Annotated in this window: 27 protein-coding genes; 15 read left to right on the top strand and 12 right to left on the bottom strand. The window is 74.4% G+C overall.

The genetic code is table 11. The features are described 5' to 3' along the window. Positions 1-29 precede the first annotated feature (29 nt). From ACO4JP_RS12190 to ACO4JP_RS12180, 3 genes are all read left to right on the top strand, one after another. The gene (locus ACO4JP_RS12190; RefSeq protein ID WP_425954026.1) at positions 30-524 is read left to right on the top strand and encodes a MarR family winged helix-turn-helix transcriptional regulator; all 495 of its coding nucleotides are present in this window, start codon (positions 30-32) and stop codon (positions 522-524) included. 48 nt (positions 525-572) lie between these two features. Next, positions 573-1,301, top strand: a complete 729-nt coding sequence (locus tag ACO4JP_RS12185) for a DUF4184 family protein (RefSeq protein ID WP_425954024.1) — start codon at positions 573-575, stop codon at positions 1,299-1,301. A 131-nt stretch (positions 1,302-1,432) separates the two neighbouring features. Beyond that, positions 1,433-2,875, top strand: a complete 1,443-nt coding sequence (locus ACO4JP_RS12180; RefSeq protein ID WP_425954022.1) for a ricin-type beta-trefoil lectin domain protein — start codon at positions 1,433-1,435, stop codon at positions 2,873-2,875. Between the two features lie 65 nt (positions 2,876-2,940). Here the strand turns inward: ACO4JP_RS12180 and ACO4JP_RS12175 are convergent, their stop codons facing one another. The 6 genes from ACO4JP_RS12175 to mvk are packed head-to-tail and all read right to left on the bottom strand — an operon-like array spanning position 2,941 to position 9,362. Then, complete coding sequence (locus ACO4JP_RS12175) at positions 2,941-4,101, bottom strand: hydroxymethylglutaryl-CoA synthase (protein WP_425954021.1); 1,161 nt, start codon at positions 4,099-4,101, stop codon at positions 2,941-2,943. Beyond that, a complete protein-coding gene (locus tag ACO4JP_RS12170; protein ID WP_425954019.1) occupies positions 4,098-5,156 on the bottom strand; it encodes a hydroxymethylglutaryl-CoA reductase in 1,059 nt (352 codons plus the stop codon). Before ACO4JP_RS12170 ends, ACO4JP_RS12175 begins: the two co-directional genes overlap by 4 nt. A 39-nt stretch (positions 5,157-5,195) precedes the next feature. Further along, positions 5,196-6,299: a type 2 isopentenyl-diphosphate Delta-isomerase gene (gene fni, locus ACO4JP_RS12165; RefSeq protein WP_425954017.1), complete on the bottom strand. Its 1,104-nt coding sequence runs from the start codon at positions 6,297-6,299 to the stop codon at positions 5,196-5,198. Beyond that, on the bottom strand, positions 6,296-7,408 hold the full coding sequence (locus tag ACO4JP_RS12160) for a phosphomevalonate kinase (protein ID WP_425954015.1): 1,113 nt from the start codon (positions 7,406-7,408) through the stop codon (positions 6,296-6,298). Before ACO4JP_RS12160 ends, fni begins: the two co-directional genes overlap by 4 nt. After that, entirely contained in the window at positions 7,405-8,388 is a 984-nt protein-coding gene (mvaD, locus tag ACO4JP_RS12155) for a diphosphomevalonate decarboxylase (RefSeq protein WP_425954014.1), read from the bottom strand. Before mvaD ends, ACO4JP_RS12160 begins: the two co-directional genes overlap by 4 nt. After that, complete coding sequence (gene mvk / locus ACO4JP_RS12150; protein WP_425954012.1) at positions 8,385-9,362, bottom strand: mevalonate kinase; 978 nt, start codon at positions 9,360-9,362, stop codon at positions 8,385-8,387. Before mvk ends, mvaD begins: the two co-directional genes overlap by 4 nt. Before the next feature lie 125 nt (positions 9,363-9,487). Between mvk and ACO4JP_RS12145 the strand changes: the two genes are divergently transcribed. Both ACO4JP_RS12145 and ACO4JP_RS12140 read left to right on the top strand, forming a co-directional pair. Further along, positions 9,488-9,964 (top strand): oxidoreductase, encoded by a 477-nt coding sequence (locus tag ACO4JP_RS12145; protein ID WP_425954010.1) that lies wholly within the window; start codon positions 9,488-9,490, stop codon positions 9,962-9,964. Positions 9,965-9,983: 19 nt separating this feature from the next. Next, positions 9,984-10,895: a class I SAM-dependent methyltransferase gene (locus ACO4JP_RS12140; RefSeq protein ID WP_425954008.1), complete on the top strand. Its 912-nt coding sequence runs from the start codon at positions 9,984-9,986 to the stop codon at positions 10,893-10,895. A 20-nt stretch (positions 10,896-10,915) separates the two neighbouring features. Here ACO4JP_RS12140 and ACO4JP_RS12135 read toward each other — a convergent pair whose 3' ends face one another. Both ACO4JP_RS12135 and ACO4JP_RS12130 read right to left on the bottom strand, forming a co-directional pair. Beyond that, on the bottom strand, positions 10,916-11,560 hold the full coding sequence (locus tag ACO4JP_RS12135; RefSeq protein WP_425954006.1) for a dihydrofolate reductase family protein: 645 nt from the start codon (positions 11,558-11,560) through the stop codon (positions 10,916-10,918). A gap of 141 nt (positions 11,561-11,701) precedes the next feature. Beyond that, positions 11,702-12,397 (bottom strand): PAS and ANTAR domain-containing protein, encoded by a 696-nt coding sequence (locus tag ACO4JP_RS12130; RefSeq protein ID WP_425954005.1) that lies wholly within the window; start codon positions 12,395-12,397, stop codon positions 11,702-11,704. Positions 12,398-12,634: 237 nt separating this feature from the next. On the opposite strand from ACO4JP_RS12130, the gene ACO4JP_RS12125 reads away from it, so the two are divergent. The 6 genes from ACO4JP_RS12125 to ACO4JP_RS12100 all read left to right on the top strand — a co-directional run bounded on the left by ACO4JP_RS12125 (position 12,635) and on the right by ACO4JP_RS12100 (position 17,931). Beyond that, entirely contained in the window at positions 12,635-13,126 is a 492-nt protein-coding gene (locus tag ACO4JP_RS12125; RefSeq protein WP_425954003.1) for a hypothetical protein, read from the top strand. After that, positions 13,123-14,352: an NRAMP family divalent metal transporter gene (locus ACO4JP_RS12120; RefSeq protein WP_425954001.1), complete on the top strand. Its 1,230-nt coding sequence runs from the start codon at positions 13,123-13,125 to the stop codon at positions 14,350-14,352. The genes ACO4JP_RS12125 and ACO4JP_RS12120 overlap by 4 nt, the downstream gene beginning before the upstream one ends. After that, the gene (locus ACO4JP_RS12115) at positions 14,349-14,756 is read left to right on the top strand and encodes a hypothetical protein (RefSeq protein ID WP_425953999.1); all 408 of its coding nucleotides are present in this window, start codon (positions 14,349-14,351) and stop codon (positions 14,754-14,756) included. The genes ACO4JP_RS12120 and ACO4JP_RS12115 overlap by 4 nt, the downstream gene beginning before the upstream one ends. Beyond that, positions 14,753-15,112: a PRC-barrel domain-containing protein gene (locus ACO4JP_RS12110; protein ID WP_425953997.1), complete on the top strand. Its 360-nt coding sequence runs from the start codon at positions 14,753-14,755 to the stop codon at positions 15,110-15,112. Before ACO4JP_RS12115 ends, ACO4JP_RS12110 begins: the two co-directional genes overlap by 4 nt. A gap of 103 nt (positions 15,113-15,215) precedes the next feature. Further along, entirely contained in the window at positions 15,216-15,719 is a 504-nt protein-coding gene (locus tag ACO4JP_RS12105) for a ferritin-like domain-containing protein (protein WP_425953996.1), read from the top strand. 118 nt (positions 15,720-15,837) lie between these two features. Next, on the top strand, positions 15,838-17,931 hold the full coding sequence (locus ACO4JP_RS12100; RefSeq protein WP_425953994.1) for a catalase: 2,094 nt from the start codon (positions 15,838-15,840) through the stop codon (positions 17,929-17,931). Positions 17,932-17,943: 12 nt separating this feature from the next. Here ACO4JP_RS12100 and ACO4JP_RS12095 read toward each other — a convergent pair whose 3' ends face one another. The 3 genes from ACO4JP_RS12095 to ACO4JP_RS12085 form a co-directional block, all read right to left on the bottom strand. Beyond that, on the bottom strand, positions 17,944-18,636 hold the full coding sequence (locus tag ACO4JP_RS12095) for an ANTAR domain-containing protein (protein WP_425953992.1): 693 nt from the start codon (positions 18,634-18,636) through the stop codon (positions 17,944-17,946). 117 nt (positions 18,637-18,753) lie between these two features. Further along, positions 18,754-19,464, bottom strand: coding sequence for a DUF6766 family protein (locus ACO4JP_RS12090; RefSeq protein WP_425953991.1), 711 nt, complete (start codon positions 19,462-19,464; stop codon positions 18,754-18,756). A gap of 85 nt (positions 19,465-19,549) precedes the next feature. Beyond that, on the bottom strand, positions 19,550-19,978 hold the full coding sequence (locus tag ACO4JP_RS12085; RefSeq protein ID WP_425953989.1) for a hypothetical protein: 429 nt from the start codon (positions 19,976-19,978) through the stop codon (positions 19,550-19,552). A gap of 172 nt (positions 19,979-20,150) precedes the next feature. Between ACO4JP_RS12085 and ACO4JP_RS12080 the strand changes: the two genes are divergently transcribed. Continuing rightward, positions 20,151-20,294, top strand: coding sequence for a GPGG-motif small membrane protein (locus ACO4JP_RS12080; protein WP_425953988.1), 144 nt, complete (start codon positions 20,151-20,153; stop codon positions 20,292-20,294). A gap of 202 nt (positions 20,295-20,496) precedes the next feature. Next, positions 20,497-21,021 (top strand): FHA domain-containing protein, encoded by a 525-nt coding sequence (locus ACO4JP_RS12075; protein ID WP_425953986.1) that lies wholly within the window; start codon positions 20,497-20,499, stop codon positions 21,019-21,021. Positions 21,022-21,089: 68 nt separating this feature from the next. Here ACO4JP_RS12075 and ACO4JP_RS12070 read toward each other — a convergent pair whose 3' ends face one another. Beyond that, positions 21,090-21,290, bottom strand: a complete 201-nt coding sequence (locus ACO4JP_RS12070) for a hypothetical protein (protein WP_425953985.1) — start codon at positions 21,288-21,290, stop codon at positions 21,090-21,092. Positions 21,291-21,530: 240 nt separating this feature from the next. Here ACO4JP_RS12070 and ACO4JP_RS12065 point away from each other — a divergent pair, with 240 nt between their 5' ends. Both ACO4JP_RS12065 and ACO4JP_RS12060 read left to right on the top strand, forming a co-directional pair. Continuing rightward, the gene (locus tag ACO4JP_RS12065) at positions 21,531-22,643 is read left to right on the top strand and encodes a LacI family DNA-binding transcriptional regulator (RefSeq protein ID WP_425953983.1); all 1,113 of its coding nucleotides are present in this window, start codon (positions 21,531-21,533) and stop codon (positions 22,641-22,643) included. Then, positions 22,640-24,526, top strand: coding sequence for a GH39 family glycosyl hydrolase (locus ACO4JP_RS12060; RefSeq protein ID WP_425953981.1), 1,887 nt, complete (start codon positions 22,640-22,642; stop codon positions 24,524-24,526). Before ACO4JP_RS12065 ends, ACO4JP_RS12060 begins: the two co-directional genes overlap by 4 nt. Positions 24,527-24,590: the final 64 nt, after the last annotated feature.

Here is a 24,590-nt window from a genome sequence, read left to right as displayed (position 1 = left end):
TAGTGACAACTATTCCGTAGAGTGTCGACATGGCTTCCCGGCGTACGTTCACCGCCGACGAGCGGGGCACGTGGGTGCCGTTCGCCGCACTCCTCGAGCTGCTCCCGCGGCAGCTCGACGCCCAGCTGCTCCGCGACGAGGGGCTGACCCACTTCGACTACTTCACCCTGTCGATGCTCTCGGTGTCAGAGCACCACACGCTGCGGATGACGGAGCTCGCGTCGCTGACCAGCGCGACCCTGCCGCGGCTCTCACGCGTGGTGACGAAGCTGGAGGAGCGGGGACTCGTGCGCCGCGAACCATGCCCGGGAGACCGTCGCGCCACCAATGCCGTGATCACCCAGGACGGGCGACGCAAGGTCCTGCAGGCCACGCCCGGGCACGTCGCGAACGTGCGCGACCACGTGCTCGACGCGCTCGACGCCGAGCAGCAGGCGCAGCTCCGAGCCATCACCGAGGCGGTGCTCGCCCGGCTCGACCCTGAGGGCCGGACGATGGCCACGCATCGCGACCTCCCCGCGTGACGCAGCGCCGCGGCACGCAGGGCCGCGGCGCGTCGCTACGGTGAGGCCATGCCGTTCACGCCCGCCCACGCCGCCGCGGTGATTCCCCTCCGGCGGCTCGGGCTGCCGATGAGCGCACTGGTCGCGGGTTCCCTCGCACCCGATCTCCCGATGTTCCTGCCGGGGCGCTCGGGATACGCCGTCACGCACAGCGTCTGGGGAGTCCTCACCACCGACCCCCTCGTCGCGCTCGCGGCGGTGTGGCTGTGGTTCGCGCTCGTCCGGGACCCGTATGCCGACGTCGTGCCGCGGGCCCGTGACCGTGTCCCGGCGTCGGTGTCGCTGACTCGGCGCCAGTGGTGGCTCGCTGCGCCGGCAGCGGCGGTCGGAGCACTCACGCACGTCGTCTGGGACTCGGCGACCCACCCGGGACGGTGGCTCGCCGTGCGCGTCGAGTGGCTCCAGACCGAGCACGCGGGTCTTCTCGGTCTGCAGTGGGCGCAGTACGTGTCGGGCGTCGTCGGCGTCGCCGTCGTCGTCGGCTACGCCGTGTGGTGGCTCGGCGGGCTGCCCGCGACCCAGCGCGCGGCGAGCGTGCGGCGTCCACTGTGGTGGTGCCTGGCAGCGCCCGCCGCCAGCCTCGTCGCCGGCGTCGCTGCGTTCGCCGCAGCTCCGGGCCTCTCTGCCGGGGCCCTCGAGGGCGCCGTGGCCGCGATCCAGGGCCTGGTGCTCGCCATGGTCGCGGTGTCGGTCTTGTGGCACGTCGTCGTCTCGCGGGCACGCGTCGCCAGAGCGTGACGACGGGGTGGTCACGCTCCCCACCACATGGGATGCTCTGCACCGTGGCTTCGATGTTGACGTCAACATCTTTGCCCATCGACCCGCGCCGCGACGGCGCGGCACACGTTCGACGAAGAACGGAGAGCTCGATGCGCAACACTCTTGCCCGCTCGGCCGCCGCGGCCGCACTCGTCCTGGCGGTGACCGGTGTGACGACGGCGCCGGCCGGCGCCGCCCCGGTCGAGGGCCCGCCGGGCCAGGACACCCATCAGTACCGGGGGGTCAACTGGGCCGACCCGCGCGACAACTACGCCGCCGACGCCGTCGTGCCGTCGGGGCTCAGCACGGCCGACGACTACCAGACCACGTACGCCAAGGCCGCCCTGACGGTCAGCGAGTTCCGCACCGAGCTGGACGCGAACACCGTGCGGCTGCCGATCAACCCGGCCAGCGTCGGCACCGCGTGGTGGGGGTCGTACCGCGCCGCCATCGACGCCGCCGTCGAACAGAAGATGACGGTGGTGCTCAGCTACTGGGAGGCGAACGACGCCAAGGACGGCCGGGCGGACGACCCGGCGGCGTTCGACGCGATGTGGGACACCGTCGTGGCAGCGTACGGGCAGAACCCGCGGGTCCGGTTCGAGCTCATGAACGAGCCGTTCGGCTACACGCTCGACGAGTGGGTGGCCCTCAATGCGGCGTGGCTGGCCCGGCACTCCGACGTGCCGCGCGGCCGCGTCATCGTCTCCGGCACGGGCTACAACGACAACGTCACGGGCGTCTGTGCGGCCCCCGAGCTCAAGGGCACCCTGCTGTCCTTGCACTTCTACGGCTTCTGGGCGTCGTACACCACCGAGGCCGAGTGGCTGGCGAACCTCGAGCCCCGCATCGGCAGCTGCGGGTGGCGCACGCTCGTCTCGGAGGCCGGGTCGCCCATGACGATCGGGCTCAACTACGGCAACCACGAGGGCAACACCTCGACGGCCTACCTCGGGGCGCTGACGCAGACCGCACGGGAGCAGGGGATGGGCCTCATCTACTGGCCCGGTCTGCGTGACGGCGACTCGTACTCCATGACCACCCGGCAGGCCGACGGTCGGCTCACGGTCAACAGCGAGAGCGGCCTGGCCCAGGTCCAGTGGGGCTGGGGCCTGCTGGCCGACGAGCCCGTCAACGACCTGCCCCCCGCACCCCCGGGCGGCGCGGTGCGCGGCGTCGCGAGCAACAGGTGCCTTGACGTGCCCGGGTTCTCGACGACGCCCGGCACCCAGCTGGACCTGTGGGACTGCAACGGCGGCGGCAACCAGTCCTGGAACCTGACGAACGCGGGCGAGCTCACCGTCTACGGCGACATGTGCCTGACGATCGGAGGCGACGGCTCGAGCGCCGGGAGCCCAGCCGTGATCGAGGACTGCGCCGGCGCGGCCAACCAGGCCTGGGTCGTCAACGCCGACTCGAGCATCTCGAGCGTCGCGCAGCCGGGGCTCTGCCTCGACGCCGCCGGCGCGGGGACCGGGAACGGGACCAAGGTCGACGTCTGGAGCTGCAACGGGGCCGGCAACCAGAAGTGGTCCGTCGCGGCGACCTTATGAGGCCGAACAGCGCCGAGTGACGGCCTCCGGTGGTGGGACGTCCACCACCGGAGGCCTTCGGCCCGTCAGGCGCCGACCTCGTAACGCCGCGCCCCGCCGCGCACGCCCGCGAAGCGGAACGGCGTGCCGCTCGCGACCGGTACGTCCACGTCGACGTCGCTGGGATGCTCCGCGGCGGCGTGCAGCTCGCGGTAGCGGTGCACGTCGACGGGCTTGCGCTCGTCCAGCGCCCGCGCGTGCCGCAGGCCGCGCTCCGCCGAGCGGTAGCCGTCCCCGACGACGCCGGTGACCAGCTCGCCGACGCTCCCCGAGCCGTAGCTGAAGAGCGCGACCCGGCGGCCCGCGAGGTCGTCGTCGTGGTCGAGCAGCGAGGCCAGGGCGGCGTAGAGGGACGCCGTGTAGGAGTTGCCGAGCCGGCGGTTGTAGCGCGTCGTCGGCATCAGGGCAGCCTCGTCGAGCTCGACGCCGGTGCGCTGGGCCAGCCGCCGGTGCGCCTTGGTCGCCATGCGCGTGAACGGCTGGTGGTAGCAGAACCGGTCGATCGCCTCGACCGGAACGCCGCCGCGGGCCTGGTAGTCGTCCCACGCCCCGGAGAGCGCGTCCAGGTACGCCGTCACCGACAGCCTGCCGTCGACGAGGGCGACCGAGCGGTCGTTGGGCCGCCAGAAGTCGTCGACGTCGGCAGTGCGGACGCCGGAGACAGGCTCGACCGTCAGCAGCCCGGGCTCGGCGCCGACGAGCATCGCGACGGCGCCCGCGCCCTGGGTCGGCTCGGCCGTCGAGCCCGGCTCGTAGCGCGCGACGTCGGCCGCGATGAGCAGCACCTGCTCCTCCGGGTTCCGGGCGACGAGCCCGAGCGCGGCCTGCAGCCCGGCCGTCGCGCCGTAGCACGCCTGCTTGAGCTCGACGGCCCGGCAGCTCGCGGGCAGCCCGAGGAGCCGGTGCACGTAGACGGCCAGCGACTTCGACTGGTCGACGCCGGACTCGGTGGCGACCATGAGCGTGCGCACGCGGTCGGTCCCGTGCCGGCGGACCAGTGGGAGCGCCGCGGACGCGGCGAGGGTGACGACGTCCTCGTCCGGGGCGAGGACGCTCATCTCGTCCAGGCCCAGCCCGACGTGGAACTTGTCGAGGTTGGTGCCCGTCGCCGCCGCCAGCAGGTCCAGGTCGAGCACGTACTGGCCCGTGGCGAGCGAGAGGTCGTGGATGCCGATGCCCGCGCTCATGCCCGGACCTCCGCGCGGCGCTCGAGCCGCACGTGCGCGGCCATGAGCTCGCCCGGGTTCGTCTGGGCGGCCAGGAGCGAGAGCTCGCCGCACAGCACCGCGGCGGCCGTGAGCGCGGCGAGGCGGCGAGCGTTCGCCCCGACCGCGCGGTCCTCGCGGCAGCCGAGCCGCTCGAGCGCCAGCTCGACTCCCGGCAGGTTCTTGCCGTTGCCGACGGTGCCCACCACCAGGTTGGGCAGCGTGCACGAGAAGTAGAGGTCGTCGCCGCGCTCCTCGGCCCAGGTGATGCCCTGCGAGCCCTCGACGATGTTGGCCGCGTCCTGCCCCGTGGCCAGGTACAGCGCGAGCAGCACGTTCGCGTAGTGCGCGTTGGCCGTCCGCAGCGAGCCGGCGGCGATGCCGCCGACCAGGTTCTTGCGCGTGTTGAGGTCGACGAGCCGGCGCACGCTCGTGCGCAGCTCCCGCTCGACGACGGCGCCCGGCACCAGCAGCTCGGCGACCACGTTCTTGCCGCGGCCGAGCAGGCCGTTGACCGCGCTCACCTTCTTGTCGGCGCACAGGTTCCCCGACACTGAGCCGTACTCCAGCCGCGGCTCCGCCCGGAGCACGTCCTGGAGCACCAGGTCCGCGGCCTGGGTCACCATGTTGTGCCCGGACGCGTCGCCCGTGGTGAACGCCAGCCGCAGGTAGAGCAGGTTGCCGATCACCTCGTCGCGGATCTCCAGGAGCCACGCGAACCGGCTCTGCGACGCGACCAGCGCCTGCAGCTCGGCGAGCCGCCCCTGCACGGCGCGTGCCGCCGACACCGCGGCGGCGGCGTCGGGCGCCACGAGCAGGACCGACCGGGTCATGCGCTCGTCGACGACCGTCACCCGGATCCCGCCCTCGACCGCGCGCGAGACGCGGGCACCGCGGCCGACCGACGGCCAGAGCGGGGTCTCGTACGTCGCCAGCGGCACCTCGTGCTCGCCCGCGACGGCGTCGCCGCTCACGCGGATCGGACCCACCCAGCGGGTGGGTATGGGTGTGACGGCGCTCGAGGCGACATCGGGCATGGGAGCTCCTTCGTCGGGGGTGGATCAGGTCGGGGTGGATCAGAAAGAACGCGCGTCCGAGCGCCGGGTCAGCGCACCGGCGTCGATGCCGCGCAGGGTCGCGAACTCGAGGACGCGGCCGAGCAGCAGCACGTCCACGGTCGCGAGGTCGGCGGGGGTGGGGGCGCCCAGGAGCGACAGCAGCGCGACCAGGTGCTCCTGCCACCGGCGGATCTCGGCGACGGCGGCCTCGGCGCCGCCGTCGACGACGACGGCGAGGAACGTGCCGGCGACCCCCACGGCGCGCGCTCCGAGCGCCAGGGCACGCACGACGTCGAGCGGGGAGCGCACCCCGCCCGAGGCGAGCAGCTCGGGGGCCGGCGTCGGCGCGTCCAGCAGGCAGCAGACCGCCGACTGACCCCAGCCGGCGAGGTAGCCGAAGTCGCGCCCGGCGCGCCGGGCGTTCTCGACGCCGACGAAGTCCGTGCCGCCGCGTCCCGAGACGTCGGCGAGCTGGACGCCGAGGCCGTGCAGGCGGGTCAGCGTGCGGGCGCTGAGGCCCGAGCCGACCTCCTTGACCACCACGGGCACGGGGACTTCCTCGCAGATCGCTTCGATCGAGGCCGCCCAGGTGTCGAAGCCGCGGCTGCCCTCGGGCATGACCGTCTCCTGGGCCGCGTTGAGGTGCAGCTGCAGGGCGTTCGCCTCGAGCGCCTCGACGGCGCGCAACGCGTCGTCCGGGGTCCGGTCCGCGCCCAGGTTGGCCAGCACGAACCCGTCCGGGTTCTCGTCGCGCAGCACGCGGAAGGTCGGCAGCGTCGACGGGTCGTCCAGCGCGGCGCTCATCGAGCCGGAGGCGACCGGGATCCCGGTCTCGCGGGCGGCGATCGCGAGCGCGCGGTTGATCCGGCCCGTGGCCTCGCTGCCTCCGGTCATGCCGTTGACGTACAGCGGGGCGGCCCAGCGCCACGGACCCACCGCCGCCTCGAGCCGCACGCGCGCCGGGTCCACGCCGTCGAGGGCGTGGTGCACCAGCTCGACGTCGTCGAAGTCGTTGGGTCGGGGGCCGGCCTCCCGGCGACCGGCGAGGACGAGCTGCACGTGCTCGTCCTTGCGCGCCGAGCGGGCGCTGGGGCCCCGCCCCTCCAGCGGACCTTCCGTCATCGCGTCCTCCGTCCGATCGGTGCCTCCGAGCGCGGGGCCGCGGCGAGCGCCAGCGGCCGGACGCCGCAGGCTCGCCAGCCCGCCAGGATCGGGCCGACGTCGGAGCCGTCCGGGGCGAGCGCGATGCCGCAGTCCCCGCCGCCGGCGCCGGAGGGCTTCGCCGCTGCCCCTCCGGCCTCGGCGGCGTCGCACAGCGCGCCCAGCCGGGCGGTCTCGACGGTGAGGCCCGTCTGCGCGGCGAGCTCGGCGAGGACGCGTCGCGCGTCGCGCAGCGCCCGCATCGTCTCGCCGTCGTCGCCGGTCCGCAGCCCGTGGACGAGCCTGCCGACGCAGTCGTGGCTCGCGGCGAGGAACTCCGCGTGGCCGAGAGCGCCCGGGTCGCGGCGGCGGCGCGCCTCGCCCACCTGGCGCTCGGTCGACGCCGGCGTGCCCGTCCACCCGACCAGCAGGCGCAGCGCACGGGGCGCCGGCACGGGTTCCACTGTCAGGCCCGCCCACGGGCCGGTGGGCTCGTCGGCGTCCAGCAGCTCGCGCACGGAGCCGTTCTCGAGGCTCTCGCGGAGCACGGCCCGGTCGGGGGAGCAGTAGCGCACCCAGCCGCCGAACGTGCTCGCCGCGACGTCGCCGCCCGAGGCCGTTGGCGTGACCCGGATCGTCGCCAGCAGGGCCAGCCGGAACACCTGCTGCTCGCTGAGGTCCAGGCCGTAGAAGCGGTCGAGCGCCCGCACCGTCGCCACGGTCACCGCCCCCGACGAACCCAGGCCGAGCTTCCGCCCGGAGGCGTCGTCGAGCTCGCTCTCGATGCGCAGGTCGGCGTACCGGGCGGGGATCCCGCGCTCGGCCCGCAGGCGCTCGACCACCGTCAGCACGGACAGCACATGGCCGTACGGGTGCGGCCAGACGTCCGCGCGCACCCCGTCCCGGTCCCGGCGCCACACCAGCGGCAGGCGCGTGCGGTCGGGGGAGTGCACGGTGCCGGCGCCGCCGCCCTCGGTCACGCGGACGGTGACGTAGCGGTCGACGGCCACCAGGACGGCCTGCTCACCCGGCTCCACGACGGCGTACTCGCCCGCCACGAACAGCTTGCCCGGCGCTCGCGTGGTGATCATGAGGCGATCCCCGAGGCGATCGCCGGCGCCCCGACCAGCCGGGCTCCCGGGCCGGCACCCGCGATCGTGACGGCGGCGTCCTGCGCGAGTGCGCCCGCGACCCGGGTGGCGTCCTCCGGGCGGCAGACCGCGACGACGTTGGGCCCGGCGTCGGCCGTGGCCCAGACGTCGACGCCTTCGGCACGCAGGAGGGCGACGCGGTCGAACAGCCGCACGCTCCCCGGAGCGAGGTAGCGCACGGGCGGGTCGCAGGCCTGGATCGCGGCGTGCATGCGCAGCGCGTTCGCCTCGGCGAGCCGGCCGAGGCGCGGCAGGTCGCCGCGGGCGCACGCCGCGACCGCCTGCTCCAGGCAGTCGTGGGTCGTGGCGAGCCAGGCGGGGTAGTACGGCGAGGTCGCGGCCGTGCGCCGCATGGCCTCGCGGCTGGGCACGGGCTTGGGACCGGCGTCCACGGTCGCGAGCACCATGGCCAGCGCGGGGCCCGCGACGGGCTCGGCGAACGACGTCGCGTCGTCGCCGGCGTGCCACACGGCCAGGCCCGGCACCACCGAGCGCGCGGCCGACCCCGACCCCCGGCGGGCCAGCCGGCTCAGCGACGGCACGTCGAGGGGCAGCCCGTACGCGGCGCTCGCGGCGGTGGCCAGGGCGGCGAAGCCCGAGGCCGACGACGCGAGCCCGGCGCCGGTCGGCACGGTGTTGCGGGAGACGACGTGGGCGTGGTCGCGGACCCCCGCGCGCGCACGGACCAGGTCCAGGAAGCGCCGCACGCGATCGAGCGGAGCACCGGTCACGGGCCGTCCGTTCAGCTCGAACGTGTCCTCGCCCGGGCCGTCGCCGGGCGTGACGGTCGTGACGGTGGGGAGGACGTCGAGCGTCAGCGAGAGGCTGCCCGTCGCCGGGAGGTTCAGCGCCTCGTCCTGCTTTCCCCAGTACTTGACGAGGGCGATGTTGGGGTGGGCGACCGCCGTGGCCGCGTTCATGCGGCGACCGCCGCGGTGCTGGGGACGAGCCCGAGGGTCCAGACGGCGTGGGCGCCGGCCGCCCGCAGTTGTGCCGCGAGCCGCGCCGCCGCGGTGTCGTCGTCGGCCAGCGCGATCACGCAGCCGCCGCGGCCGCCGCCCGTGAGCTTCGCCCCGAGGGCGCCGGCCCGGCGGGCCTGCTCGGCCAGGTGGTCCAGCCCGGCGCTGCTCACGCCGAGCGTCGCGAGCAGCCGGTGCGCCTCGTCCATGGCGCTGCCGAGCGCGGGCAGGTCGCCGACGGCGAGGTCGTCCCGGGCGGCGACCGTGAGGTCGCTCAGGGCCGCGAGCGCGGCCCCGGCCGTGCCCGGCCGCAGGCGGCGAAGCTCGCGCACGCCGGCCACGGCGTCCAGGGTCGACGCCGCGGTGCCCGTGTCGGCAACGACGAGGACGCCGGCGGCGCCCACGGACAGCTCGGCGACCGAGCCACCGGAGAACCACAGCGGAGCCGAGGACACGACGGTGCGGGCATCGAGGCCGCTCGGTGCGCCGTGGGCGACGCGCTCGCACTCCTGGACGAGCTCGTGGCGGGTCTGCGGGTCGAGGGCGGCGCCGCACGCGCCCGCGACGGCCTCGACGACGGCCGCCGCGACGGCGGCGCTCGAGCCGAGGCCGCGCCCGGGCGGGACGTGGCTCTCGATCCGCAGGTCGACGCCGTCCGGGCCGATACCCGCGGCCGCGCCCCCGACCGCGTCGAGGGTGGCCCGGACGGCCGTCAGGGCCGGGCCGACGCTCGCCGGTGCGGCGGCGAGCGGGCCCTGGTAGAGCGCCGAGCGGAGCCGCCCGCCGCGCCTGACCCGCCGGGCCCGGGCTCGCACGGTCAGGGCCGGGATCGGCAGAGCGATCGCCGGCGCGCCGTAGCCGACGGCGTGCTCGCCGAGGAGGACCGCCTTGGCGTGCGCGGTGCCGGAGTGCGTGCTGACCTGCTGAGATGCCACCAGCGGATTTAATACCAATCGGACTTGGAGAAAATAGGGTGCGCGTCACACCCGGCCACGCTCACGTGGCTGCCGAGGGCGGCGTGCGGGGTGCGCTCAGGGGGTTGCCGTGCGACGTTGGGGCCATGGAGCCGATGGGGACGGTCTACGACGCGATGGGCGGGATGCCCGCGGTCGCCGCGCTCGCGCGGGCCTGGCACGCGCGCGTGATGGACGATCCCGTCGTCGGGCACGCGTTCCACCCGCCCATCCACCCGCAGCACGGCGAGCGGCTGGCCGCGTACTGGGCCGAGCAGCTCGGCGGACCGCGGGCGTACACCGGCTCGGTCGCGAGCCATGCGTACGCGGTGGCGCTGCACTCGGGCAACGGCCCGCACGACGAGATGGACGCCCGCGCGGTCGCCTGCTTCGTGCTCGCGCTGGACGACGCCGACCTGCCCGACGACGACCGGCTCCGCGACACCCTGACCCTGTGGTTCACGTGGGCGACGGAGACGATCAACCACGAGTACGAGGACCCGATGGCGGTGCCCGGCGACCTGGCCATGCCGGTGTGGACCTGGCAGGGGCCGCCCGCGAATTCCGTGGAGCCGACCGCCTGACGGCTTGTAGGTTCGCAGCGTGACGTATCAACATCCGCTGCACTACCTGCTCGGCGTCGAGGGCGTCGCGCTGCTCAAGACCTACTACGGCGACTACGGCGCCGAGTTCGGCGCCGCGCGGGTGGCGGAGATCCGGCGTCTGCTCGACAGCCCGGAGCTCGCGGTCGACGGCGTGACGACGACGCCCGTCGACACCGTGACCGGGTACCGGAGCTGGTCGACGACGTACGACGAGCCCAACAGCCTCTTCCCGATCGAGGAGGCGCTGGTGCACGAGGTCGTCGATGCGCTGGAGCCGGGCATCGCGCTCGATGCGGCCTGCGGCACCGGGCGCCACGCCGCCTACCTTGCGGGCCGTGGGCACCGGGTGATCGGCGTCGACAGCTCGCCCGAGATGCTGGCGCACGCCCGCGCCAAGGTCCCCGGCGGCGAGTTCGTCGCAGGCGACCTGGCCGCGATCCCGCTCCCCGACGACCACGTCGACCTGGCCGTCTGCGCGCTGGCTCTCACCCACCTCGCGGACCTGAAGCCGGCCTTTGCCGAGCTGGCCCGCGTGCTGCGACCCGGCGGGCACCTCGTCGTCACCGATGCGCACCACGAGATCGTGGCCCTCGGTTCGGTGCCCCACTTCCGCACGCCGTCGGGGGAGGCGCGCACGATCGCGTCCTACCGGCACCGGGCGAGCGACTACCTCGACGCGGCCCTCCCGCACGGCCTGGTCGTGCGCCGCTGCGCCGAGCCGCGCGGGCAGAGCGACAGGCCGGAGGCGCCGATGCCCGACGAGATCCGCACCGAGGACTGGGAGATCTGGCCCTGGACGCTCATTGGCATCGCCCCGGCCGCGGCCGGGGCCGCCTGGGACGGCGTGCCCAACATCGTGATGTGGCACTTCCAGCTCGATGACGGCGCTGCGTCAGTCGCGACAACCTGACGGGCCGCCTCACGACGTGCTCACGACGTGCCGAGGCCCCGGTCGGGCGCTGCCATGTCGCCCGTCCCGGGCGTACCGTCGGCGAGCCCGTAGCGCAGGAGCACCGTGCCCTTCGGGCTGGTGGCCGGCGGTTCCAGGAGCGTGACATTCGTCGGCACGGCGCCGCCGTCGAACACCTTCTTGCCGACGCCCAGCAGGATCGGGTGCACCCAGAGGTCGAGGCGGTCGAAGAGCTTCTCGCGCAGGAGCGTCTGCACCAGGTTCAGGCTCCCGACCACCTTGACGTGCTCGTGCCGGTCGCGGACCTCGCGCACGGCGGCGGGCAGGTCCGGGCCGAGCAGCGTGGACCCGGCCCAGTCGAGGGTGGGCCGACCGCGGGACGCGACGTACTTGGGGATGCTGTTGAACAGCCTCGCGAAGTCGGCGTCCTCGCCGCCCTCCTGGTGGGGCCAGAACGACGCGAAGATGTCGTACGTGCGCCGGCCCAGCAGCAGCGCATCCGTGCCCTCGTACGCGGCGCCGACCTGCGCGCCGGCGACGTCGTCGAGCAGCGGCGCCTGCCAGCCGCCGAACGGGAAGCCGTGCTCCGGGTCCTCCTCGGGCCCGCCCGGCGCCTGCCCGACGAGGTCGAGGGTGGCGAACAGCTCGATCTCGATGAGTCCCATGGTCTGCTCCCGATGAGTGCGTCGTCGCGGTCGTGGGTCAGACCCAGGCGGCCGCACGGACTCATCCTGGGCTGACAGCAGCGGCCCGCCCGGGTACAGCAGTCGCTGCGCCCGGGCGGGCCGGTCGTTGGGGCGTCTGGGTCAGTTGACGTCGGTGGCGGTATCGGGTGTCACCGGCGCCTCGGCGCGCTCGTGCTCGGCGGCCGCGTTCTCCTCCGCAAGGCTCGCGAGCATGTCGAGCGGCCCGGTGACGCCGCCGAGGGCGGCCTCGACCACGCGCGCCGCGAGCACCCGCAGCTTGACGTTGGAGCGCATGGAGGCCTCGCGCAGCGTGTCGAAGGCCTCCTCCGGCGTCCGGCCGGTGTGATGGACCAGCACGCCCATCGCCTGGTCGATGACGGCGCGGTGCTGGTCGGAGGCCTGGATCTGGCGGGTCGCCTCGTCGGAAGCGATGGCGCGCACCGGTCCGGTGACCTCGACGAAGTGGCCGGCGATCTCGGTGACGCGGCCGTCCGCCGCCACCCGGGCCTCGCCGATGATTGCTAGCACACGCTCGAGCCCCTCAGCGTCGAGGATGCGGTGCACCGACCCGAAGAACCCACCGTGCAGCCTCGTGTTCTCGAGCGCCCCGGCTACGCGGGCGCGGTCCTCCGGGTGCTTGTGCGCGAGGATCATCGCCGTCGTCGGCACGACCTCGCCCGGCTCGAAGCCGTGCATACGGAAGATCTCGTCCGACCACCACCAGGTGTCGGAGCTGACCTCGTACCGGAACTCTCCGGTCGGGTAGGCAACGCCTGCCGTCAGGGCGCGCTGCACGTCGTGTGGCGTGCTCGACATGGACACGTGTCCTTTCCACGGAGGATCGCGGGCTCCGTCCTGACCCGACGTTATGACGCTAGGCACCACAGGTGCTCACCGCAACAGCACGTCAGGAAACGGGCCGCCTTCCCGTGGCTGCAGCACACGGCGCGGCGAGGGCTCGAGCGGCGCAGCGGGCGAATCGCGCCCGGCAGCGCGACGATGGCTGGAACGAGCGGTGCCGGGCCATGGCACCCCGATCGCCCCGGAGCCGCCGTGCACCCGAACCGCCTCGCCGTCGCCGCCGCCATGCTCGCCATGGCGGGCGGGCTGGTCGGCTGCGGCCCGGCCGCCTCTCGCGCCGACGGCGCCGCCGCGCTCGACGCGGTCGCGGGCCACCTCGACGCGTCGACCTCCGCCGTCGCGACGACCCGGCTCGCGCTGCAGGACCGCACCGAGGGGCGGCTGCTCCCGGTGACCGCGGACGCGACCGTGGGCGCCGCCGCCGAGACCGCGACGAGCGCCGCGCACGGCATCGCCACGCTCGTCGTCCCGGACATGCCGCCCGAGGCGCGGGCGGCACGGCAGCAGGCGCTGAGCGCTGCGTCCGACGCCGTCGCCTCCGTCGCGCAGGCGCGCGACTCGCTGGGCGCGCGCGACCCGGCCGCGACGCGGCGGGCGCTGGCCACGCTCGACGACGCCGCCCGGTCGCTCGACCAGGCCGGCGTCGTCGTCGAGCACGCGGCGAGCGCGGAGGCCGCCCCGTGAGCAAGCTCTTCGCGGTCGCGCTCGGGGTGCTCACCGCGATCGGCGGCTTCCTCGACGCCGGCGACCTCGTGACGAACGCCGTCGTCGGGTCGCGGTTCGGGCTGTCCCTCGCCTGGGTCGTGGTGGTGGGCATTCCCGGGATCTGCGTGTTCGCCCAGATGTCGGGCAAGGTCGCCGCCGTCTCGGGGCGCGCGACGTTCGAGGTGATCCGCGAGCGCCTCGGCCCCCGGACCGCCGGCCTCAACCTCGTCGCGAGCCTGGCGGTCACGGTGCTCACGCTCGTGGCCGAGGTGGGTGGCATCTCCCTCGCGCTGCAGCTGGTCAGCAGCGTGGACCACCGGCTGTGGGTGCCGGTGGCGGCGCTGGCCGTGTGGCTGGTGCTGTGGCGGGTCAAGTTCAAGGTGATGGAGAACGTCACGGGTCTGCTGGGCCTCACGCTCATCGGGTTCGCGGTCGCGGTCTTCCTGCTGGGTCCGGACTGGGGCGACATGGCCTCCCGGTTCGCGCCCACCGCGTTCTCCTCCGGCGAGAGCACGGCCACGTACTGGTACTTCGCCGTGGCGCTGTTCGGTGCCGCGATGACGCCGTACGAGGTGTTCTTCTTCTCCTCGGGCGGCGTCGAGGAGCGGTGGACCGTCCGGGACCTGGCCACGTCCCGCCTCAACGTCGCCGTCGGGTTCCCGCTCGGCGGCGTGCTGTCCATCGCGATCGCGGCGTGCGCGACTCTGGTGCTGCTGCCCGCGGGGATCCGTGTCGACTCCATGGCCCAGCTGCTCCTGCCGATCTCCCAGGCAGGCGGCGTCGTGCTGGTCGCCGTCATCATCGTCGGGATCACGGCCGCCACCTTCGGCGCGGCGCTCGAGACGTCGCTGTCGACCGGGTACACGCTGGCCCAGTACCTCGGCTGGTCCTGGGGCAAGTTCCGCCGTCCGGCCGAGGCGGCGCGGTTCCACCTCGCGATGATCCTGGCGCTCTTCCTGGCGGTCGCCGTGCTGGCCACGAACGTCGACCCGATCGCCGTGACCGAGTACTCCGTCGTGTTCTCCGCCGTCGCGCTGCCGTTGACGTACCTGCCCATCCTCGTCGTCGCCAACGACCGCGAGTACATGGGGGAGCACACCAACGGCCGGGCGATGAACCTGTTCGGCGTCCTGTATCTGGCCATCCTCTGCGTCGCGGCTCTCGCGGCGATCCCGCTGATGATCGCGACGAGGGCCGGCGCATGAGCGCGCGCCGGGTCGAGGACCTGCGGCCGGAGCCCGCTCAGCCGGGCCGCGTGCTCGACGCGCGTCTGCACCTGCTCGACCGCCAGGTCCTCGACCGCGACGGCGTCCCGGTCACGGTGCTGGACGACCTCGAGCTCACCGACCCGGAGCCGGGCGGCGGCGTCGCCCCGTACGTCACGGCCCTGCTGTCCGGTCCCGTGCTCGGCGCGCGCGTGTTCGGCGGCAGGCCACCCCGCTCGCGCTGGCACCCGATCCCGTGGCGTCAGGTCACGGACGTCGGGACGGCCGTCCGGCTGTCGGCGTCGGGCAAGGACCTCGACGTCGCCTGGGTCGAGCGCTGGGTGCGCGACCAGGTGATCGGCCGCATCCCCGGCGGGCGGCACGACCCGGAGGGCGAGCAGTGATCGCCTCGGACCTGCTGGACGTCCGCGTCCTCGACCACGCAGGCACCCCGGTCGGCTGGACCGTGGACCTGCGCCTGGTGCTCGACGGCCCGCCGGACGGGATGCTGGCCCGCCCCCGCCTGCACGGGCTGGTGGTCTCGCCGCGCACCCGCACGTCGTTCCTCGGGTTCGAGCGCACGACCGCGAGCAGCCCGTGGCCGGTGGCGCAGCTGCTCAAGGCGTGGCACCGGGGCACGTTCCTCGCCCACTGGGACGACGTCGAACGCGTGCCGACCCCGGAAGAGCGGCGCGACCCGCAGCGGCTGGCGGCGATCGTGCTGCGGGCCGGCTACGTGCGCTACGACCCCCGGCTGTGACGAGTTGTGGGCGACTGGGGACGGTCGCACGATGGCCGAGTCCCCGCTGCACCGGCGGCGCAGGGATTCGTCCGGCCGGTGGCCGGCAGCTCGAGCCGGGGAGATGACCAGGGCGATGTTCGAGGACCTCAACACCCCAGATGATCTGTTCACCTATCGCCTGGGTGCCCTGCTGTCCGCAGAGCACGACTCGCTGAACATGCTGCAGGACCTGCAGGGCCAGGTGCTTCGCGACGACGTCCGCCAGATCTTCGCGCACCACGAGGTGGAGACGCGCGGGCAGATCGCCAACGTCGAGCGGTGCTTCGACCTGCTCGGCAAGGAGATCGACGACGCGCCGTCACCTACCACCCGTGGGCTCGCCGAGGAGGCCAACGCCCTGCTGCGCAAGGCGGACCCGACGCTGTGCGACCAGGTCGCGCTCGGTGAGGGCCTGGAGACCGAGCACTACGAGATCGCGGCCTACACAACGCTCATCGACACGGCCGACGCAATGGGCATGGCCGAGGTGTGCGAGCTGCTGCGGGCCAACCTCAGGGAGGAACAGGAGGCGGCGGGGAGGCTCGAGGCCGCCACCCACGCGCTGACGCACGTCAGTGCGGCGTGACCCGGTCCGCACGCGGCGGGCCCGGGTGCGACTGCCCGGGGCCCGCCCGATAGTGGAAGGACCGGTACGGGAGATCGTCAGAACAGCGCGAGTGCCGTGCCTTGGGACAAGGGGACCCATGGCCGACCGATCGAGCACGCCCCGTGACCCGTCCGGCACGCCCCGGCTGACCACTGCCGGCGGCGTCCCCGTCGCCGACACCGACCACTCGCTCAAGGCCGGCACCCGCGGCCCCAGCCTGCTGCAGGACCACCACCTGCGAGAGAAGATCACGCACTTCGACCACGAGCGCATCCCCGAGCGCGTGGTCCACGCCCGGGGCGCCGGCGCGCACGGGCGGTTCGAGTCCTACGGGACCGCGTCGCTGCTGACGTGCGCCCAGTTCCTGCAGCCCGACGTCGTCACGCCCGTGTTCGTGCGGTTCTCGACCGTCGTCGGCTCGCGCGGCTCGGCCGACACCGTGCGCGACACGCGGGGGTTCGCCACGAAGCTCTACACGGCCGAGGGCACGTTCGACCTGGTCGGGAACAGCATGCCCGTCTTCTTCGTCCAGGACGCGATCAAGTTCCCCGACGTCGTCCACGCCGTCAAGCCGCAGCCCGACCTCGAGATCCCGCAGGCGCAGAGCGCGCACGACACGTTCTGGGACTTCGTCTCCCTGCACACCGAGGCGCAGCACCACACGATCTGGCTGATGTCCGACCGCGGCATCCCGCGCTCCTACCGCACGATGGAGGGCTTCGGGGTGCACACGTTCCGCCTCGTCGCCGCCGACGGCAGCACCAGCCTGGTCAAGTGGCACTGGAAGCCCAAGGCCGGCGTGCACTCCCTGGTGTGGGAGGAGGCGCAGCTCGCCGCCGGCCTCGACCCCGACTTCCACCGGCGCGACCTCGCCCAGGCGATCGACGCCGGCGCCTACCCCGAGTGGGAGCTCGGCGTGCAGGTGTTCCCCGACTCGGCCGAGCAGCAGTTCGAGGGCATCGACCTGCTCGACCCCACCAAGCTGGTCCCCGAGGAGCTCGCCCCGGTGCACGCCGTCGGCCGGCTCACGCTCGACGCCAACCCGCGCAACTACTTCGCCGAGACGGAGCAGGTCGCGTTCGACGTCGGCAACCTGGTGCGCGGCATCGATCTCACGGACGACCCACTGCTGCAGGGCCGTCTGTTCTCCTACCTGGACACGCAGCTCACGCGCCTGGGAGGCCCGAACTTCACGCAGCTCCCGGTCAACCGTCCGCACGCGCCCGTCGACGACCTGCTGCGCGACGGGATGCACCAGACCGAGGTCCACGAGGGCGTCGCGTACCTGCCCAGCTCCGTCGGGGGCGGGTGCCCGGTCCACGCCGGCGGCGGCTCCGCCTTCATCGAGGTCTCCGTGCCGGTGGACGACGACGGCGTCGCTCCCGTCAAGGCGCGGCGCGCACCCGCCTCGTTCGCCGACCACTTCAGCCAGCCGCGCCTGTTCTGGCGGTCGCTGTCCGCCATCGAGCAGGCGCACACCGCAGCCGCGTACACGTTCGAGCTCGGCCGGTGCACGCACCCGGAGGTCCAGGAGCGCCAGCTCCAGGCGCTCGCGAACATCGATCCGGGACTGTGCGCCACCGTCGCGGCCGGGCTCGGACTGCCTGCCCCCGCGCCCACCGTGGTGCTGCGGGACACCCCCAAGAGCCGGGCGCTGTCCCAGCTCGGCCACTCCTGGCCCGTCGCCGGTCGCGTCGTCGGCGTCGTCGCCGACGGCGCGACCAGCACCGCCCAGCTCGACCGGGTCCACGGCCTCCTCCTCGAGCGCGGCGTGCGGCCGCTGGTGCTGGCTCCGACCGGCGGATGGGTCGCGGACGGCGTGAGCGCGCACCGGAGCTGGCTCACGGCGGCGTCCGTCGAGGTCGACGCGCTCATGCTCCTCACCGGCGCGAACCTGGCGCCCGGCGCGGACCCTACGGCCGACGCGAGGGCCGCCGGACGGACCGACGCCGGCAGCATCGACGGCGTCCAGGTCGACCCCCGGGTCGTGGCCCTGGTCGACCAAGCCTTCCGGCACGCCAAGGCCATCGCCACGGTGCCCGACGGCGTCGCCGTGCTCGCCGCCGCGGGCGCCGAGGCGTGGGCGGCGGGCATCACCACCGCCGACGACGCCGTGGCGCTCGTCGAGGCGGTCGTGTCGGCGCTCGCCGGGCACCGCGTGTGGGAGCGGTTCACCGCCGGGCGGCGGTGAACCGCCCGCTCACTAGTCCTTGCGAGTGCGGCGACGCGCCAGCAGTGCGGCGTCGTGGCGTGCGACGGGAGCCACGGCGTCGAGGGCGTCGCGGACGGCGTCCACGCGAGGTGCGTCCGCGGCGCGCGGCTCGTCGTCGGGGACGAGGTGGGCGAGCACCTGGTGGGCCGCCTCGGGGCCGGTGACGCCCGCCCGCGCGGCCGCATCGTTGAGCAGCCGCGTGGCGGCGTCGTCGTCCAGACCGCCGACGGCCATGAGGGCGCCGGTGGCCCGTTCGACCGTGGCACGCTCGACCATCGCGCGGGCCACGACGCCGTCCCGCTCCCGCGCGAGGGCCTCGCGCTGCGCGGGCGTGACGTCGACGACGGCGCCCTCGACGGCGCCGCCCTTGGCGTCCCGGCTCGCGCCGCTCACGACGACCAGGGTGTGCGTGCGCCCCCGCGTGTCGACGACGCGATGGGCCGCGGCGAACGGCTTTCCTTTGCGGGCCGAGTCGACGACGGCGCTCGCGACGCGTGCCTGGTCGTCGGGGTGCAGGCAGCTGCGCAGCGCGTCCAGGGAGGGGCGGCGGCCGCGACGCGGGCCGTGCATGATCTCGACCTCTGGCGACCAGGCGCACTCGCCCGTGGCCAGGTCGACGTGGATGCGTCCCACGAGGAGCGGAACCCCGGCGCCCAGCACGCGGGCCACCTCGGTCGGCTCCACGGGACCGGGCTCGCGCCCAGGCGCCGGGGAGGGGGACAAGTCATGAAGGGTCGTAGACATCTCGACTCCTGACGGTGGTGCGGTCGGGGGCCGTGTCCAGACTCCTTTACCGTGACGTTACTCCTCGGTCCCGGTCTCGTCGTGCGGAGCGCCCACCGGCTTCGACTCCGGGGACCCCCGTTCGCGCAGGTAGATCGAGAAAACCACCATGCTCAGCACTGCCAGGAACTCGGACTGCCAGTTCTGCAGCGTGCGGTTCCAGAAGTCGGGGAGCCCCACATACGTCGCCCACGTCACCGGGTCGGCGCGGTCGCGCAGCTGCCCCTCCGAGTAGGCGACGGTGCCCGCCATCGACTGTCCCAGCCAGGTCAGCAGGAACACCGTGCCCATGACCAGGCCGAGCGAGTGCGAGTAGAGCGATCGCCGCAGGCCCGGGGCGCGCGCCCAGCGGGGGGAGCCGGGCTGCGCGTAGGCGCCCACCTTCTGGTCGGCGTCGCTCCCGCGCCCCTGCTCGCCCAGCGCCTTGGACTCGGACGACCCGCGCTGCACCAGCCACACCGTGGCGAGGATGAAGAGCAGGAACTGCAGGAACTCGGACTGCCAGTTCTCCATGACGTCGACGCCGAACTCGCTCGACGTGATGTACCGCCACACCGTCACGGTCTGGAGCCCGGCCGCGAGCTGCTCGCGGTTCACCTGCGCGGTGCCCGCCGCGGCCTGACCGGTGAGCGCGCCCAGCAGGAGAAGAGCGAAGAACAGCGCGAGCGCGTTCTCGTGCAGCACGGTCCGCCAGCGGCCTCGAGCTCCCGGCCGCGCCGCCGTGCTCATCGCGCCGCCAGCGCGAGAAGCATGCACCATGCGATGCCGAGCGCGATGCCCAGGAGGGTGCCGACGAACAGCGCCCGAGGGACCCTCATGACTCCACCTCGCAGTCGTACGGGCGTCCCGGCCGCGGGTCGCAGCCGGCGGCCGTGATGCGCCACGCTCCGCCGGACGCGGCGAGGAACAGGACGTCGTCGCCGGTCGTCACCTGGGCCTGCATGCCCGCGACGCGCGTGCTCAGGCTCGTGCCCACCCCGCGCGCGCGCAGCTCCTCGCCCACGTCGCCCCGCCCGAGCGCGTCCGCGCACGGGATGCCCGCGTCCGCCGCGACGGCCTCCGCCGCGGCGGGGGTGAGCAGAGCGCAGGCCGCGGGCCCGTCGCCGCGGCGGAGCGCGGCCTGAAACTCGCGCACGGCGTCCGACGGAGAGCCGTGCGCGTCGACGCACCCGGCCAGAGTGGTCGCCAGTACGACGCCCAGCGCGATGCGCAGAGCCGTCGTCCCGTGAGCGGCCGTGCTCATCGTGGGGCCTCCGTCCGCGCTCCGGCGGCCGGCGCCGGACCGCGCTCCCACGCTGCCACTGGCCCGGGCGACTCGCACCGCCGGTCCCGTGACGTGCGAGTCGACGCCACCCGGGGCAGGCTGGAGAGATCGTCAGGGCGTGGCGACGCCGACATACGGCGAAGGAGGGACCATGGCAACGCTCTTGTGGATCATCGCCGTGGTGCTGGTCGTGGCGGGGATCGTGATGCTGTTCCGGAGGCAGTGGCTGTTCGGCGCTGTCCTCATCATCGTCGGCCTGCTGGTCGGCCCAGGGGGCGTCAGCATCTTCACCTGACCATCCAGCTCCACGCGGCGTCAGCACCCCTGACGACCCAGCCCCACGCGGCCGGCTCGACCACTACGCAGTGGTCGAGCCGGCCGTCTCGTGCGGTGCGCAAGATGCGGACTCCGCAGGCCCGGGTCACGGTGGAGGGGTCGACGTCGCCGGCGCTGAGGCCGAGCGGGCCGAGCGGCGCGGCACCAGCGAGGAGAGCACCATGCCGGACATCCCCACGCCGACCCCCGAGCCGCAGCGCGCGGGCACCACGCACGCCGGCTACGGAGAGGGCAACCCCCGCCTCCTGCTCGGCCACGAAGGCTGGGCCTGGGACCGCGAGTCGCAGCGGACGTTCCGGCTCGACCGTGAGGTGACCGTCATCGGCTCCGCGCCCGAGGCCGACATCCGGCTCGAGGGCATCGCGCCGATCCATGCGGAGATCCGGCACGACGAGAAGGACGACTACGTGCTGGTGCTTCTCGCCGAGGGCAGCGCCCCGACCGTCGCCGGCGGCCACTACGTCGACCGGCCCGGCGCCCAGGCCCTGCACGCCGGGGCCGCGTTCCACATCGGTGAGCGGTCGCTGATCTTCGAGCGAGACGAGTATGCCGACCACACCCGGCCGTTCGGCGGGCGCGAGGGCGGCGAGGGCGCCGAGCAGACGCCGCAGCGCGCCCGGCCGGACTACAGCGGGGAGCACGACGCGGCCCAGGTGGACGAGGCGCGCGGCGACCGCGCGCCATGAGGCCGCGCATGGCGGAGTGGACAGGCGGCCGGCCGCTCGCCGCGGCCGGCCGCCTGCTCGGCCCTGCGTCAGCCGGGCTCGGCGCTGAACCGGCCGAGCGCCGCGTCGGACTCGACGACGCGCACGCGCAGCGTGGCACCGGCCGAGCCGCGGGCACCGCGGACCAGGCCGGCGACGCCGGCACCGGTCTCGACGAGCACACCGAACGGCAGCTCACGCGTGACGACGACGTCGAGCGTCTCGCCCGCCTGCGGGATGGCTCCGGACATGCGGCTCACCCCCTTTCACTTCTCCAGGTGAGGCCCGACAGCCGGCACCGCCGCTCGCCAGAGGTCCTCTCGTCGCGGCGAGCGGGCGTGCCGGGGGTCCGCCCGGACGTCACGGGGCGGAGCCTACCCGCGGGCAGTGCCGACGCGGACCCCGCCGGGCCCTTGACGCGGGCGCCTCGACGGAGTTACGTAAGCGGTTGAGTACGTAAGCGCTTACGTGCGAGGGACAGGGAGGTCCCGGTGCCCGAACGGTCGACGATCTACGAGGTGGCACGGCAGAGCGGCGTCTCGACGGCGACCGTCTCGCGCGTCATGGGCAACGGGACCGGCTTCTCGGAGGCGACCCGCACCCGGGTGCTTGCGGCCGCCGCCGAGCTCGACTGGTTCCCCTCCGGCACGGCGCGGGGGCTGGCCAGCCGTCGCAACGGGATCATCGGCCTGCTGTTCCCCGACCTCGGCTCCAGCGACGACCTCGAGGTCGAGTCGCCGCTGTATGTCGACCAGGTCATCCGCGGTGCGGAGAGCGCCGCGACCGCCGACGGCGACGCCGTCCTCATCGCGGCGACCCGCGGCGCGTCCGGGCGGGCGCTGGCGCTCGCGGTGGCGAGTAAGTGCGACGGGCTCGTCGTGGTGGCCCGCGCGCTGAACGAGTCGGACCTCGCGACGCTGGCGCAGCGCGTCCCGGTCGTCGTGCTCTCGGACCAGGTGGGCCGGCGCACCAACGTCGACGCCGTGGGGGTCGACAACCGGAGCGGTCTGCGCGGCCTGGTCGCCCACCTCACGTCCGTGCACGGGTACACCGACCTCGCCTTCGTCGGCGGGCCGGCGGACTCGCCCGACTCCATCGAACGGTTCGCCGCGTTCCGCCAGGGCGTGGCGGCCGCGGGGCTTCACGCCCCGAGGGCGCCCGACGCCGACGGCGGATTCACCGAGGGCGGCGGCGCACGCGCCGTCGCGGACCTGCTGGACCGGCGGTCCGACCAGGGGCGCACGCCGCCGCGGGCGATCGTGTGCGGCAACGACGAGATGGCCGTCGGCGCGCTCGGCGTGCTCTCGTCCCAGCACCTGCACGTCCCCGGCGACGTCGCCGTGACGGGCTTCGACGACCTGGCCATCGCGCGGCACGTGCGCCCGTCGCTCACCACGGTCGCCCAGCCGATCCGCGAGATCGGTGCCGAGGCGGTGCGCGCCGTCGTCGCGCGCCTCGCCGACGGCGCGGCGCAGCGTCGCTCGGTCGTGCTGCCGACGCGCGTGGTGCTGCGCTCCTCGTGCGGCTGCACCCATGGGCACGGGCACCGCGAGACGGCGGCGGGGGACGAGCAGCAGACGTCTCGGGCAGGGAGCAGGGCATGACGAGCGAGAGCGACGCCCGGGCCGACTGGGAGCGGCGCATCTACCGCCGGCTGACGGACACCACGGGCGCGGACCCGGCGCTCGCGCTGCCCGCACCTCGGAACGTGCGCACGACGCCGGGCCGGGGGCACGTGCGGCTCGACTGGGCACCGGTCGTCGGGGCGGCCGGCTACCTGATCGAGCGCACGGGGCCGGAGGGCGAGCCCGGCCTCGTGCAGCACGGTGGCGCCGACGTCCCGGCCGTGCCTGGGCCGCCCTTCGCCGACACGGGCCTCGAGCCGGGTGCCGCGTACTCCTACCGGGTCGCCGCGGTCGCCGGCGCGGAGCACCCGGCCTGGTCGTGGTCGGAGCCCGTGCGCGCCGCGACCACGGACGGGCCCGGCGCCGACGACGTGACCCCGGTCGTGCGCGTGACGGTCGCGGCCGACCACGCCGTCGCCGACGTCACGCCCGTGTGGCGGATGGTCGGCTCGGAGCGACTGACCCAGCTCGGTACCCACGACGACGGTCACGGCAACGACGTCGGCGCCGAGTTCGCCGAGGCGCTGCGCACCGCCGCCGAGGACCTCGGCGTGACCCACGTGCGGGCCCACGCGATCCTGCACGACGACAACCGGGTGGTCACGCGCGGCCCGGACGGCGCGCTGCGGTTCGACTTCACGCAGGTCGACGCCCTGTACGACCAGGCGCTCACGCTGGGGCTGCGGCCCGTCGTCGAGCTCTCGTTCATGCCCGCGGCGCTCGCGCGCGACCCGGGTCAGACGGTGTTCGCCTACCGCGCGATCATCTCCCCGCCCGCCGACTGGGCCGAGTGGTACCGCACCGTGCATGCGCTCGCCGAGCACCTCGTGGAGAGGTACGGCATCGATGAGGTCGCGGGATGGGGGTTCGAGGTGTGGAACGAGCCCAACCTCCAGGTCTTCTGGACCGGCACCCGGGACGACTACCTGCGGCTGTACGACGAGTCCGCCCGCGCGCTCAAGGACGTCGACCCGCGGCTGCTGGTCGGCGGCCCGTCGACCGCCGCGGGGGAGTGGGTCGAGGCGCTGGCCGCGCACGCCCGCGACGAGGGCGTGCCGCTCGACTTCGTCACCAGCCACACCTACGGCAACCTCCCGCTCGACGTGCGGCCCGCGCTGCACCGGCACGGGTTCGACGGCGTCCCGGTCTGGTGGACCGAGTGGGGCATCGGGTCCACCCACTTCGGGCCGGTCCACGACGCCCCGCTCGGCGCGCCGTTCGTGCTCTCCGGCCTCCAGGCCGTGCAGGGACGCATGGACCGGGTCGCGTACTGGGTGATCAGCGACCACTTCGAGGAGCTCGGCCGCGGTCCGTCGCTGTTCCACGACGGGTTCGGCCTCCTCACCGTCGGCAACCTGCGCAAGCCGCGGTACTGGGCCGAGCACCTGGCCGCCCACCAGGGCACCCACGCGCTCGGCACCCTGCTCGCCGGCGACGGCGCCGGCACGCTCGTCCACGCCTGGGCCACCCGGCACGACGACGGCACGATCGACGTCCTGGTCTGGGACGGGACGATCAACGCCGCGCTCGTCGGCGGCGACCCGCGCCTGGACCGCGGCGTGCGGGTCCGCATCGAAGGCCTCGACCACGACGACGACGGCGCCCTCCTGCACGGCGAGCGCTCCGTCTCCCTCGCGCTGGTCGACGCGCACCACTCCAACATCCTCGACGGCTACCCCGCCGACACGCCGTGGCCTGACCCCGCCCTGTGGGCCGAGCTGCGCGCCCGCGACAGGCTCCACACGGAGCCGCTCGAGCCGGTTCCCGACGGCACGGACTCCGTCGAGATCGAGCTCCACCTGCCGATGCCGAGCGTCGCCCGGATCCGGGTCGGCGCTCCCGGCGCACACCATCCGGCCTGATCCGCCCGGCGGCGTCCCGCCGTCGCCCGGTCGGCCCGTCGCTGCAGCGCCTCCCGGCTCTGCA

Source organism: Xylanimonas sp. McL0601, assembly GCF_049852175.1.
GTDB lineage: Bacteria > Actinomycetota > Actinomycetes > Actinomycetales > Cellulomonadaceae > Xylanimonas.
The sequence above is the reverse complement of the archived record's forward strand: the minus strand, read 5'-3'. Positions and strand labels throughout refer to the sequence as shown.

Excerpts from the sequence above, each read along its gene's own strand:
- mvaD (WP_425954014.1), bottom strand. The coding sequence starts at position 8,388 with ATGAACGCGGCCACGGCGGTCGCCCACCCCAACATCGCCCTCGTCAAG.
- ACO4JP_RS12060 (WP_425953981.1), top strand. The coding sequence starts at position 22,640 with ATGACGAGCGAGAGCGACGCCCGGGCCGACTGGGAGCGGCGCATCTAC.
- ACO4JP_RS12080 (WP_425953988.1), top strand. The coding sequence starts at position 20,151 with ATGGCAACGCTCTTGTGGATCATCGCCGTGGTGCTGGTCGTGGCGGGG.
- ACO4JP_RS12145 (WP_425954010.1), top strand. The coding sequence starts at position 9,488 with ATGGAGCCGATGGGGACGGTCTACGACGCGATGGGCGGGATGCCCGCG.
- ACO4JP_RS12090 (WP_425953991.1), bottom strand. The coding sequence starts at position 19,464 with ATGAGCACGGCGGCGCGGCCGGGAGCTCGAGGCCGCTGGCGGACCGTG.
- ACO4JP_RS12180 (WP_425954022.1), top strand. The coding sequence starts at position 1,433 with ATGCGCAACACTCTTGCCCGCTCGGCCGCCGCGGCCGCACTCGTCCTG.
- ACO4JP_RS12100 (WP_425953994.1), top strand. The coding sequence starts at position 15,838 with ATGGCCGACCGATCGAGCACGCCCCGTGACCCGTCCGGCACGCCCCGG.
- ACO4JP_RS12130 (WP_425954005.1), bottom strand. The coding sequence starts at position 12,397 with ATGTCGAGCACGCCACACGACGTGCAGCGCGCCCTGACGGCAGGCGTT.
- ACO4JP_RS12085 (WP_425953989.1), bottom strand. The coding sequence starts at position 19,978 with ATGAGCACGGCCGCTCACGGGACGACGGCTCTGCGCATCGCGCTGGGC.
- ACO4JP_RS12070 (WP_425953985.1), bottom strand. The coding sequence starts at position 21,290 with ATGTCCGGAGCCATCCCGCAGGCGGGCGAGACGCTCGACGTCGTCGTC.
- ACO4JP_RS12170 (WP_425954019.1), bottom strand. The coding sequence starts at position 5,156 with ATGCCCGATGTCGCCTCGAGCGCCGTCACACCCATACCCACCCGCTGG.
- ACO4JP_RS12175 (WP_425954021.1), bottom strand. The coding sequence starts at position 4,101 with ATGAGCGCGGGCATCGGCATCCACGACCTCTCGCTCGCCACGGGCCAG.
- ACO4JP_RS12115 (WP_425953999.1), top strand. The coding sequence starts at position 14,349 with ATGAGCGCGCGCCGGGTCGAGGACCTGCGGCCGGAGCCCGCTCAGCCG.
- ACO4JP_RS12135 (WP_425954006.1), bottom strand. The coding sequence starts at position 11,560 with ATGGGACTCATCGAGATCGAGCTGTTCGCCACCCTCGACCTCGTCGGG.
- ACO4JP_RS12105 (WP_425953996.1), top strand. The coding sequence starts at position 15,216 with ATGACCAGGGCGATGTTCGAGGACCTCAACACCCCAGATGATCTGTTC.
- ACO4JP_RS12185 (WP_425954024.1), top strand. The coding sequence starts at position 573 with ATGCCGTTCACGCCCGCCCACGCCGCCGCGGTGATTCCCCTCCGGCGG.
- fni (WP_425954017.1), bottom strand. The coding sequence starts at position 6,299 with ATGACGGAAGGTCCGCTGGAGGGGCGGGGCCCCAGCGCCCGCTCGGCG.
- ACO4JP_RS12190 (WP_425954026.1), top strand. The coding sequence starts at position 30 with ATGGCTTCCCGGCGTACGTTCACCGCCGACGAGCGGGGCACGTGGGTG.
- ACO4JP_RS12075 (WP_425953986.1), top strand. The coding sequence starts at position 20,497 with ATGCCGGACATCCCCACGCCGACCCCCGAGCCGCAGCGCGCGGGCACC.
- ACO4JP_RS12160 (WP_425954015.1), bottom strand. The coding sequence starts at position 7,408 with ATGATCACCACGCGAGCGCCGGGCAAGCTGTTCGTGGCGGGCGAGTAC.